This window comes from Stenotrophomonas indicatrix, assembly GCA_041545745.1.
GTDB lineage: Bacteria > Pseudomonadota > Gammaproteobacteria > Xanthomonadales > Xanthomonadaceae > Stenotrophomonas > Stenotrophomonas indicatrix_A.
Genome location: CP168152.1, coordinates 22,826 through 34,372, shown reverse-complemented (window position 1 = coordinate 34,372; position 11,547 = coordinate 22,826). Strand labels below are relative to the sequence as shown.

General features: G+C 67.2%; 10 protein-coding genes. 6 read left to right on the top strand and 4 right to left on the bottom strand.

Annotated elements, in window-relative coordinates; translation table 11 throughout:
* Positions 1-124: 124 nt before the first annotated feature.
* Both ACEF39_RS00145 and eda read left to right on the top strand, forming a co-directional pair.
* Positions 125-1,144 (top strand): sugar kinase, encoded by a 1,020-nt coding sequence (locus tag ACEF39_RS00145; RefSeq protein WP_500286519.1) that lies wholly within the window; start codon positions 125-127, stop codon positions 1,142-1,144.
* Positions 1,131-1,769, top strand: coding sequence for a bifunctional 4-hydroxy-2-oxoglutarate aldolase/2-dehydro-3-deoxy-phosphogluconate aldolase (eda, locus tag ACEF39_RS00140; RefSeq protein ID WP_033832654.1), 639 nt, complete (start codon positions 1,131-1,133; stop codon positions 1,767-1,769). The genes ACEF39_RS00145 and eda overlap by 14 nt, the downstream gene beginning before the upstream one ends.
* Before the next feature lie 51 nt (positions 1,770-1,820).
* Here the strand turns inward: eda and ACEF39_RS00135 are convergent, their stop codons facing one another.
* A complete protein-coding gene (locus tag ACEF39_RS00135) occupies positions 1,821-3,671 on the bottom strand; it encodes a sigma-54-dependent Fis family transcriptional regulator (RefSeq protein WP_500286518.1) in 1,851 nt (616 codons plus the stop codon).
* Positions 3,672-3,893: 222 nt separating this feature from the next.
* Here ACEF39_RS00135 and adh point away from each other — a divergent pair, with 222 nt between their 5' ends.
* From adh to ACEF39_RS00120, 3 genes are all read left to right on the top strand, one after another.
* On the top strand, positions 3,894-5,423 hold the full coding sequence (gene adh / locus ACEF39_RS00130; RefSeq protein WP_500286517.1) for an aldehyde dehydrogenase: 1,530 nt from the start codon (positions 3,894-3,896) through the stop codon (positions 5,421-5,423).
* A gap of 74 nt (positions 5,424-5,497) precedes the next feature.
* Positions 5,498-6,526 (top strand): alcohol dehydrogenase AdhP, encoded by a 1,029-nt coding sequence (gene adhP / locus ACEF39_RS00125; RefSeq protein ID WP_180164743.1) that lies wholly within the window; start codon positions 5,498-5,500, stop codon positions 6,524-6,526.
* A 104-nt stretch (positions 6,527-6,630) separates the two neighbouring features.
* Positions 6,631-7,020 (top strand): hypothetical protein, encoded by a 390-nt coding sequence (locus tag ACEF39_RS00120; protein WP_500286516.1) that lies wholly within the window; start codon positions 6,631-6,633, stop codon positions 7,018-7,020.
* A gap of 71 nt (positions 7,021-7,091) precedes the next feature.
* Here the strand turns inward: ACEF39_RS00120 and ligD are convergent, their stop codons facing one another.
* The 3 genes from ligD to ACEF39_RS00105 all read right to left on the bottom strand — a co-directional run bounded on the left by ligD (position 7,092) and on the right by ACEF39_RS00105 (position 11,068).
* On the bottom strand, positions 7,092-9,581 hold the full coding sequence (gene ligD, locus ACEF39_RS00115; RefSeq protein WP_500286515.1) for a DNA ligase D: 2,490 nt from the start codon (positions 9,579-9,581) through the stop codon (positions 7,092-7,094).
* A 3-nt stretch (positions 9,582-9,584) separates the two neighbouring features.
* The gene (ku, locus tag ACEF39_RS00110) at positions 9,585-10,523 is read right to left on the bottom strand and encodes a non-homologous end joining protein Ku (protein WP_500286514.1); all 939 of its coding nucleotides are present in this window, start codon (positions 10,521-10,523) and stop codon (positions 9,585-9,587) included.
* A gap of 146 nt (positions 10,524-10,669) precedes the next feature.
* Positions 10,670-11,068, bottom strand: a complete 399-nt coding sequence (locus ACEF39_RS00105; protein WP_500286513.1) for a hypothetical protein — start codon at positions 11,066-11,068, stop codon at positions 10,670-10,672.
* 141 nt (positions 11,069-11,209) lie between these two features.
* Between ACEF39_RS00105 and ACEF39_RS00100 the strand changes: the two genes are divergently transcribed.
* Positions 11,210-11,536, top strand: coding sequence for a hypothetical protein (locus tag ACEF39_RS00100; RefSeq protein ID WP_500286512.1), 327 nt, complete (start codon positions 11,210-11,212; stop codon positions 11,534-11,536).
* The last annotated feature ends 11 nt before the right edge of the window (positions 11,537-11,547 follow it).

Below are 11,547 nucleotides of genomic sequence, written 5' to 3'. Positions count from 1 at the left end.
GTAGGCTTAGGCCAAGGCCAGGCGGGATCGAAATGACACCGCTAGCCAATTCCACGCCCCACGCGTGGTCCACTACCACGCCGCCCAGTGTCACATGCGGGCGGCACGCGTGAAGGAGCAGAAAATGGGTCGTATCGTGTGTTTCGGGGAATTGCTGCTGCGCCTGGGTGCACCCGGTCGCGAACTGCTGCTGCAGTCGCCGCAGCTGCAGGTGCACGTCGGTGGCGCCGAGGCGAACGTGGCTGTCTCGCTGTCCCGTTTTGGACATGACGTGGCCATGGTCAGTACCGTCGCCGGCAACGCGCTTGGCGCGCATGCGCTGGCCGAACTGCGCCGGCATGGGGTCGATACGCGCAGCGTGCGCGAAGATGCCGACGGCCGCATGGGCCTGTATTTCCTGACCACCGGCGCGGTGCAACGGGCCAGTGAAGTGGTCTACGACCGTGCCGATTCGGCATTCGCCAACAGCACCGCCACCGACTACGACTGGCCGGCACTGCTGCAGGGCGCGCAGTGGCTGCACCTGTCCGGGGTCAGCCCGGCGCTGGGCCCGGACGTGGCGCAGGCCACGCTGGCCGCAGCGCGCGCCGCGCGTGCGCTGGGCGTGCGTGTGTCCTTCGACGGCAACTTCCGGCCGAAGCTGTGGCAGCGCTGGGGCGGCGATGCGCAGGCGATCCTGCACGAACTGTTCGCGCAGGCCGACATCGTCTTTGCCGATTACCGCGATATCGAAGTCATCCTCGGCCAGCGCTTCGAACAAGCCGACTTAGTCGCGCGCGTGGAAGCGGCGGCGGCGGCGGCGTTCGAAGCGTTCCCGCAGCTGCAATGGCTGGCCTGCACCCAGCGGCAAACGCTGAGCGTGGACCACCATGCGCTGGGCGCGCTGCTGCTTGGCCGCGATGGCACCCGCGCACAGGCCCCGGTACGCCAGCTGCAGGGCATCGTCGACCGCATCGGCGGTGGTGATGCCTTCGCGGCAGGCATCCTGCATGGCATCCTGTCCGCCTTCGATGCCGACGCCACCGTGCGCTTCGGCCTGGCCGCCGGGGGCCTGAAGCACTCCATTCCCGGCGATTTCAATCCCGTCAGCGAAGCTGATGTGTTGGCCCTGATGGGCGAGGAGCGATTCGATGTCCGGCGCTGATCCACGCGTTCGTGCGGTACTGAAACTGGCACCGGTGATTCCGGTGTTCACCCCCGATGACATCGACGATGCGGTGCAGGTCGCGCAGGCGCTGTTCCGTGGTGGCCTGCCGGTGATCGAGGTGACCCTGCGCACGCCGCGTGCGCTGGAAGCCATCAAGGCGATGGTCGACGCCGTGCCGGATGCGGTGATTGGTGCCGGCACCGTGCTCGATGCCGCGCAGATGCAGGCGGTGAAACAGGCCGGCGGCCGCTTCGCGGTGTCGCCCGGGGCGACCCCACGGCTGTATGCCGCCGCACGCGATGCCGATCTGCCCTACCTGCCGGGTGTGGCCACCGGTTCGGAGCTGATCGTCGGCCTGGAACATGGCCTGGATACCTTCAAGTTCTTCCCCGCGGTGCAGGCCGGTGGTGCCGCGATGCTGTCGGCGTGGCACGGTCCGTTCGGCGATGTGCGCTTCTGCCCGACCGGTGGCATCAGTGCGCAGACCGCCAGCCAGTTCCTGCATCTGCCCAACGTGCTGTGCGTGGGCGGCTCTTGGCTGACCACCGCCGCACTGATGCAGACCCGAGACTGGGACAGCGTCGAGCGCCTGGCGCGCGAGGCTGCGGTGCTGGCGGGCTGATCCCTCGGCCCCTGCTGGAGCCGGGCACAGACCCGGCGCCAGCGCATCCGCTCAGCCGCGTGGCGTACCCAGCCGCCGGTACAGGGTGCTGCGGTTGATCCCCAGCCGCTTGGCGGCCGCGCTGACGTTGCCCAGGCATTCGGCCAGCGTCTGGCGCATGGCCGCCTCGGCGATCTCCTCCAATGCCCCGCTGGCAGGCACTGCTGGCGCGGTGGACGTGCCAGCACGCACGTCCGCGGGCAGCAGCTGCGCGCCCACCGGTTGACCCGGCTCAGCCAGTGCGGCCAGCGTGCGCAGGCAGGCACTCAGCTGGCGCAGGTTGCCGGGCCAGGCATGGGCGGCCAGCGTCGCGCGCGTCTGCGCCGACAACGCATGGCCCTGTCCCAGCTGCTGCCACAGGGCATCCACCACGGCAGCGCGATCGGGGTGCTGCCGCAACGGCGCCAGGGTCACCACGTGGTCGGCGATGCGGTAGTACAGATCCGCACGGAAGCGACCGGCATCCACCGCCTGCGGCAGTTCGCAGTGGCTGGCGCAGACCAGTGCGAAATCCAGTTTCACCGGCTTGCCGCCGCCCAGCGGTGACAGCTCGCGTTCCTGCAGCACGCGCAGCAGGCGCGGTTGCAGCGCCAGCGGCATGTCGCCGATCTCATCGAGGAACAACGTACCGCCCTCGGCCTGCCGCAGCAGGCCCGGGCTGCCCTGCCGGCGCGCACCGGTAAAGGCACCCTCCTCGTAGCCGAACAGCTCTGCTTCGATCAGGCCTTCCGGTAGCGCCGCGCAGTTCACCGCGACGAAGGGCTTTCCCGCACGCGTGCTGCGTGCGTGCACTTCCCGCGCGAAGACTTCCTTGCCGGTGCCGGTCTCACCCTGCAGCAGCACCGGCAGCCCGGCCTGCAGCACGCGTCCTGCGGTGGCCAGCTGCTGTTGCTGCCCGGTATCGAACAGTGGTCCCTGTGCACGGACCGGCAACGGCGAGGTCGGCCCAGGCGTAGCCACACTGCGTCGCGACGCACGGGCCTCGTGCACGCCGTACAGACGACGGCCCTGGCGATCAAGCAGCACGCCGTCATCGGCCAGGCGCGACAGCGGCTGTTCGAACAATGCTTCGTATGGCGTGCGGCCGATGTCCTGGCGATCCAGCCCGAACAAGGCAAGGCCGGCACGATTGGCCGCGACCAGGCGACCGCCGCGGAAGCCGAGCACGCCTTCGCGCGCACTGCCCAGCAGCGCGGGCTGATGATGCAGGCGCAGCAGCTCGCAGTCGGCCAGGCCGTCGGCGAAACCGCGGTGCTCGATCTGCGCTACCGCCTGCCGCACCAGCGCCAGCGCGTGCACGTGTGGCAACCGCGCGTCGCCGGACACATCGAGCACACCCAGGCATTGCCCGTAGGGGTCCAGGATCGGCACGGCCGAACAGGTGAGGATGCCGTGCGGGGCGAAGTAGTGCTCGCCGCCACGCACCTGCAGCGCACGCCCGTCGACCAGCGCGGTGCCGATCGCGTTGGTGCCGACCGTGCCTTCGTCCCAGCGCATGCCCGGCATCAGCGCGACACGGCCCGCCTTGTCGAGGAAACCGGCACTGCCTTCGGCGTCGAGGATCCAGCCGTCTTCATCGGTCAGCAGCACGATGCTGCCGCTCTGGGTCATTTCCGCAGCCAGTCCATCCAGCTCCGGGCGCGCTTGTCGCCACAGGCGCTCGCGGCGCTGGCGCAGTTCGCGCAGGCGGTTGTCGGTCAGTGGTTCGGCGGCCGGCTGCGCATCCACCAGCAGGCCGTGCCGTTGGCAGCGTTGCCAGGAATGCAGGATCGCCTCGGGCACCGCGCCGACGGGAGCAGCGCCGCGCTCGAAGAAACTGCGCCGGGCACTTCCCAGGCGGGGATCGGGAGCAAGCGGGGACACCGACAGCCTCCTGTGTCGCACATTGCGACAGTTGTTGCGGAACCTGTCCCGATTAACAGCACACCCCGCGTCGGCCTGCAACGGCCGCGCCTGCTGCGCTGCCGCAGGGTGCGCGACAGGATGACCGACGGCCGGGCGATGAAGGCGTGATGCAGCGCAGCAGGCCAGAGTTGGCATCGTCTTTGCGCCTGTGGATGCACCATGCTCACCACAGGAGCCGCCATGAACGCCGTACCGTCCACCCGCCCGCATGCCACCGATCCGCGCTCCCTGTTCAAGCCGCGCTATGGCAACTACATCGGTGGCGAATGGACCGCCCCGCGCAGCGGCCAGTACTTCGACAACATCTCGCCGGTGAACGGCCAGGTGTTCACTGAAGTTGCCCGCTCCAACGCCGAGGACATCGACGCCGCACTCGATGCCGCGCACGCCGCCAAGGACGCCTGGGGCCGCACATCGGCCGCACACCGTGCGCTGCTGCTCAACCGCATCGCCGATCGCATCGAACAGAACCTGGAACTGCTGGCCCACGCCGAGACCTGGGACAACGGCAAGCCGATCCGCGAGACGCTCAACGCCGACGTACCGCTGATGGCCGACCACTTCCGCTACTTCGCCGGTTGCCTGCGCGCGCAGGAAGGCAGCTTGTCGCAGATCGACGACGACACCGTGGCCTACCATTTCCACGAACCGCTGGGCGTGGTCGGGCAGATCATTCCGTGGAACTTCCCGCTGCTGATGGCCGCCTGGAAGCTGGCGCCGGCACTGGCCGCCGGCAACTGCGTGGTGCTGAAGCCTGCCGAGCAGACCCCGGCGTCGATCCTGGTGCTGATGGAGGTGATTGGCGACCTGCTGCCGCCGGGTGTGCTCAACGTGGTCAACGGCTTCGGCCTGGAGGCGGGCAAGCCGCTGGCCAGCAGCCCGCGCATCGCCAAGATCGCCTTCACCGGCGAAACCTCCACCGGCCGCCTGATCATGCAGTACGCCAGCCAGAACCTGATTCCGGTGACGCTGGAACTGGGCGGCAAATCACCGAACCTGTTCTTCGCCGACGTGATGGCCGAGGACGATGATTTCCTCGACAAGGCGGTGGAAGGCTTCGTCATGTTCGCCTTCAACCAGGGCGAGGTGTGCACCTGCCCGTCGCGCGCGCTGGTACAGGAATCGATCTACGAACGCTTCATGGAACGCGTACTCGAACGCGTGGCAGCGATCCGGCAGGGCAATCCACTGGACCCGAACACCATGGTGGGTGCGCAGGCATCGTGCGAACAGTTGGAGAAGATCCTGTCCTACATCGCCATCGGCCGCGAGGAAGGCGCCGAGGTGCTGATTGGTGGCGACAAGGCCGCTCTCGGTGGCGACCTGGCCGGCGGCTTCTATGTGCAGCCCACCGTGTTCAAGGGCCACAACGGCATGCGCGTGTTCCAGGAGGAAATCTTCGGGCCGGTGGTGTCGGTGACCACCTTCAAGACCGAAGAAGAAGCGCTGCAGATCGCCAACGACACGCTGTACGGGCTGGGTGCCGGCATCTGGAGCCGCGATGCCGCGCGACTGTACCGGGTGGGCCGCGCGATCCAGGCCGGGCGGGTATGGACCAACTGCTATCACGCCTACCCGGCGCACGCCGCGTTCGGTGGCTACAAGCAGTCGGGCATCGGCCGCGAGAACCACCGGATGATGCTCGACCACTACCAGCAGACCAAGAACCTGCTGGTCAGCTACGCACCGAAGAAGCTCGGCTTCTTCTGAGGATTGATCGGGATCAAGGCGCGGGCATGGGGCCGGCGCCATCCTGTCTGCAAGCGCACTACGGAGAAGCACGCATGAACAGAACCATGAAGGCCGCCGTCGTCCGTGAGTTCGGCAAGCCGCTGGTCATCGAGGAAGTCGTGGTACCGCGCCCGGGGGCGGGCGAGGTGCTGGTCAAGATCGAGGCCTGTGGCGTCTGCCACACCGACCTGCACGCCGCCGAGGGCGACTGGCCGGTGAGACCGAACCCGCCGTTCATCCCCGGTCACGAGGGCGTGGGGCACGTCGTGGCCGTGGGAGGCGGGGTAGGGCACATCAAGGAAGGTGACAGGGTCGGCATCCCCTGGTTGTACTCGGCGTGTGGCCATTGCGAACACTGCCTGGGGGGCTGGGAAACGCTGTGCGAAACGCAGCGCAATACCGGCTACTCGGTCAACGGCGGCTTCGCCGAGTACGCATTGGCCGATGCCAACTATGTCGGCCTGCTTCCGAAGGAAGTGGGCTTCGTGGAGATCGCGCCGGTGCTGTGCGCGGGCGTCACCGTATACAAGGGCCTGAAGGTCACCGACACCAAGCCCGGTGATTGGGTGGCCATTTCCGGCATCGGCGGGCTCGGCCATATGGCCGTGCAGTACGCCCGCGCGATGGGCCTGAACGTTGCAGCGGTGGACGTGGACGACGCCAAGCTGGCGCTGGCCAAGCGCCTGGGCGCGCAGGTCACCGTCAACGCGCGCACCACCGATCCGGCCGCGTTCCTGAAGAAGGAAATCGGCGGCGCGCATGGTGCACTGGTCACCGCGGTTTCGCCCAAGGCTTTTGAACAGGCGCTGGGGATGGTCCGTCGCGGCGGCACGGTCTCGCTCAACGGCCTGCCTCCGGGCAACTTCCCGCTGGACATCTTCGGCATGGTGCTCAACGGCGTCACCGTGCGCGGTTCGATCGTCGGCACCCGCCTGGACCTGCAGGAATCGCTGCAGTTCGCCGCCGAAGGCAAAGTCGCCGCGACGGTCAGCACCGACCGCCTGGAGAACGTCAACGAGGTGTTCGCGCGCATGCACGCCGGCACCATCGAAGGCCGCGTGGTGATCGACTTCGCTGCCTGACCCCCTGTGCATGGCTGCCGTGCCCGTTTCCCTCTCCCACGGGCACGGCGGCCATGCCGATCTGCCGGCAGCGCCGGGCAGCCTGGCGGCCGTACAATGCTCGCATGCCCGGCACGCTCAAGACCGTCTTTCTCTCCCTGCTCGCCCTGATCGGCGCGCTGCTCGCGCTGACCCTGGTCAGCAGTGCGGCTGGCTGGCTGCCATCGCTGCTGGGCATGACACCAGGAAGCGAGGCGCAGCTCGGCTGGGACCTGGCATTCACCGTGCTCGGCGGCATCGCCGCCATTGCCTTTGCCACCTACTACGCACCGTGCTGGCCACGTGCGCATGGCACCTCGATCTGGTCGTTGCTGGTGCTCGGCGCGGGTTATGGCCTGTGGATGATGGGGGGCGATTTCCCACACTGGTTCGTCATCGGCCTGCTGGTTTCACTGCCGGTGCAGTTGTTGTTGGGCTGGTGGTTCGGTCGCCGCGCGTCGCGCGATCCGCGCTGACCGGATACAGGTAGTGCCGGCCGCTGGCCGGCAACCTGGGCGATCCTGCAGTTGCCGGCCGGCGGCTGGCATTACCGCTTCAGCGTCGGCAGCGTCTGCTTCAACGCGTCGATTCCCTGCCACGGATTCGCCTTCAAACGCTTCGCCCGTGCCAACGCCTTGTCCATCGGAAACGCATCGGCAGCACTCACCCGCGCCAGTTCCTCCCAGCGCAACGGCACCGCCACACCCGCGTTCTCGCGCGCACGCAGCGACCACGAACACACGCTGGTCGCGCCGCGTGTATTGCGCAGCCAGTCGATGAAGATCACGCCGCTGCGCTTGGCCTTGCTCATCGTCGCCACGTAGCGGTCCGGCGCCTGTTCGGCCATCGCCTGCGCGAACGCTTCGCAGAACGCTTTCGCGTCCTCCCAGTCCGCCGCAGGTTGCAGTGGCACCACCACATGCACGCCCTTGCCGCCGGACAACCGCACAAAGCTCTGCAGCCCGGTCTCCTGCAGTCGATCGCGCACATCGCGCGCACCGCGCTTGACGTCGGCCCAGCTCACGCCCTCACCCGGATCAAGATCGAACACCAGCCGGTCGGGATGCTCCGGATCGGCCACCGTCGCCCCCCACGGATGCAGTTCCAGGGTGTTCATCTGCACCAGCTGCAGCAGGCCGCGCTCGTCATCGACATAGACGTAGTCCTCGCGCCCGCTCTTCTGCTGCAGTGGCACCGCATGCACCGCATCACCCAGGCCCTGGCCATGGTGCTTCTGGAAGAAGCAGGCCTTGCCGACGCCATCGGGACAGCGCAGTAGCGACAGCGGTCGTCCACTGATTTCCGGCAGGATCCAGCGCGCCATCTGCCGGTAGTAGTCGGCAACGTCACCCTTGCTGAGCTTCTTCTTCGCAAACACCACGCGCTCGGGATGGGTGATGGCCACATCGTCGCCGTCGTCGACCGGTGTTGCACTCATCGCCAGGTCCTCCTTCTTCTTGTCACTGCGCAGTCGCTTGAAACTGGCCTGGCGCAGCAATCCTTCCTTGCCCCAGCCGCGGAACGCGACCTCGGCCACCGCCACCGGCTTCACCCAGCGCACGCTGGCCGCACGGAACGGTACGTGCGACGGCAGCTGCAGCACCGCTGTCTTCACCGCCAGCGGCACGAGCGTCGCCGACAGCGCGTGCAGACTCTCGTCGTCGAAGCCGGTACCGACCCGGCCGACATAGCGCAGGCCGCCCTTGTCCGGCGTGGCCAGCAGCAGCGAACCGAATCCCACCCGCGAGCCTTTTGGCGCGGTGTGGCCGATGATCAGGAACTCATCGGTGTCCTCGTGCTTCACTTTCGCCCAGCTGCGTGCGCGGGTATTCACGTAGGGCGCATCGACCTGCTTGCTGACGATGCCTTCGAAACCCGCCTTGCCGCTGGCCTCGAACACGGCGGGGCCATGGTCGATGACGTGCTCGCTGAAGGCCAGCGTGCCCGGCTTGTCGCCGATCAGCTCCTTCAGCAGTGCCTTGCGTTCCAGCAGCGGTGCGCGGCTGATGTCGACCCCCGCCACGCCCGGCAGGTCGAACACGATGTAACGCAGCGGTTGTTTCGAGCTTCCGTCGATCACTCTCTGCAGCGCGGCGAAGTCGCTGCGGCCGTTGTCGTCCAGCACTACCAGTTCCCCATCCAGGCGCGCATCGCGTACCGGCAGCGCCTGTACGGCCTGCACCACTTCGGGAAAATCCGCCGTCCAGTCCAGGCCATTGCGCGAGCGCAGCGCCACGTCGCCCTCGTGCAGATCGGCCAGCAGCCGGTACCCATCCCACTTGATCTCGTGCAGCCAGCGCTCGCCGTCCGGTGCGCTGTCGCGATGATCAGTGAGCTGTGGTTTGAACTGGCGCGGGTAGTCTTTGTCGCGCGCCCCGTCCAGCTTCAGCGCGCGCGCATGCCAGCGTGCATCGGCCTTGCGGGGTGGCGCGGAACGCGGCGCACGGGGTGGCGCTGGCGCCGTCTTCTTCGCTGAAACCCGGGACGTCTTCGCGGATGTTCGCGCTGGCGTGTGCAGCAGATCGTCCGCCTCCGCATCGCGTGCCTGCGCGTCGTCGCGCTTGATCAGCAGCCACTGCACCTGGCGGCCCTTCATCGCCGTGCGCACCAGCTTCCAGCCACCGGACAGACGCTGTCCATGCAACACGAAGTCGATCTTGCCGGCCGCCAGTGCTTGCAGCGGATCGCCTTCGCAGGCCCAGCTGCCGTGGTCGAACACGTCGACGTGGCCGGCGCCGTAATGGCCTTCCGGAATATCACCTTCGAAGCCGGCATAGGACAGCGGGTGATCTTCCACCTCCACCGCCAGGCGCTTCTCGCCCACCCGTAGCGACGGCCCTTTCGGCACCGCCCAGCTTTTCAGCACGCCATCCATTTCCAGGCGGAAATCGTAGTGACGGCTGCTGGCGTGGTGCAATTGGACCACGAAGATCGGCCGCCGCTTCGGGTTGCCCCGTGCAGGTGCGTCATCCGGCTCGGGGGTCTGCCCGCTGCCTCCGCCCAGCCGACGCTTGCGCCGGTACTGATGCAACGACATGGCTCAACCTGCCTTGCGTCGCGCGGCAGTTTTCTTTGCGGCCTTCTTGGCCGCCTTCTTGGCCGCCTTCTTTGCCGGTGCCTTCTTCGCCGCGGTCTTCCTGGCCGCTGCCTTGCCCGCTGTCGCCTTCTTTGCCGGCGTGCGCTTGTTGGCATCCAGGCTCTTCTGCAGCAACGACATGAAGTCCACCACGTTGGTGGTGGCATCTTCGCGCGGTGCCGGCTCGTCTTCTACCTTCGTCGTGCCGCCCTTGGACTTGATGCGCTTGTTCAGCACCTGCTGCAGGCGTTCGCGGAACTCATCGTGGTACTGCGACGGATCCCAATCCCCGGCCATCGACTCGATCAGCTGCTCGGCCATCGCCGTCTCCTTGCTGGTGATGCGGTAATCGGCGAGCTTTCCACTGGGCAGCTTGTAGTCATCAGGCTCGACCAGTTCCTGTGGATAACGCAGGATCATCAGCACCAGTGCGTCGTCGTTGGGCATCACCGCGCACAGATACTCGCGCGTGCGCACCACCACCCGTGCGATACCAACCTTGCCGGTGTTTCGCAGTGTTTCCCGCAGCAGCACGTAACCTTTCTCGGCCTTTTTACCTGGCACCAGCAGATAGGGTTTTTCGTAGTAGCGTGGATCGATCTGCGTGGCGTCGACGAAGGTCTCCACCTCCACCGTTTCATGGCTCTCCGGCGCCGCCGAACGGATATCATCTTCCTCCAGCACGACGTAGCTGCCCTTGTCGTACTCGAAGGCTTTGACGATGTCCTTCCACGGCACTTCCTCGCCGGTGTCCGCGTTGACCCGTTCGAAGCGGATCGGTTTGCGGTCGCGCGAATCCAGCATGCGGAAGTGCAGGTCGACCTTGCGTTCACCGGACATCAGCGAGACCGGTACGTTGAGCAGACCGAAGGAAAGCGTACCGGTCCAGATCGGACGGGCCATGATGCGCACCTGGGTTTCGGCAGGGGTAGCCAGCTTCAGCCGGCCACCGTGAAACAACCGTGTGGGCAACGTGCAGGCCGTGCGGGTAGTGCCGACCGCTGGCCGGCATCCCCAGGTTTCATGGCGTTGTCGGCCAGCGGCCGACGCTACTGCAGCAGTGGCCTCACCGCGGCGGCAGGGATGTGGTCCAGCGCGCGCCAGGCATCTTCCACCACCGGCTGCGCCTGTGCCCAGTTCAGGCGCGACTGGCCGCGCATCTGGTCCCAGTGCTCGGCCAGTTCCTCGCAGGTCTCGGCACCACCGCCACGCGGCCAGTCGGCGGCGTGCGTGGTCAGCGCGAAGGCATACACCGGGCACAGATCCCGCCAGTTGCGATGCCCCTGTCCGCGGCGTTCTTCGTAGTCGCTCAGCATGTACTGCAGGTAATCCTGCGCCACCGCCTGGGGATCCTCCATGCGGCGCGTCCGGCGCTGCGTGCCGCGTTGGCCGAGCGGATCCAGCAGGGCGTTGAACACGGACGGGGCGGGGCGTTCAAGGCGGGGCATGACCGGCTCCTGCATCAGGGCGGGTGGGCAGAATTACGCGTGGTGCCGTTATCCAGTCGTGACAAAGATGTTCATGACGCCAGGTTCGCAGCGGCTTTACTTGGTCCGCGCTGTAGTGGAGGCCTACCGGAGGAACGATCAATGACCAGCAACCGTGACCCCCTGCGTGAAAACCACACCCCCGAGCCGGGCGAGCAGCGCGGCAAACACGACCTGGCCGACGCCGAGAACCGCGGTGCGGGCATGTCGGTGCCGGACGAGGGCGCATTGCCCGTCGTGCGCCAGCCTGAACAGGCCGCCCAGGACCGCAAGGACTGCGGTGACCGCAATCGCGGTGGCCAGGAAAGTCCACTGAAGCGGCGCGAGCGCAAGCAGCACGCCAGCGACAACCAGGACGAGGCGCTGGAAGAGACCTTCCCGGCCAGCGATCCAACCTCGCCGTTCGTGCCAGCCAAGGCCCCGGATTGATCGCCACGCCG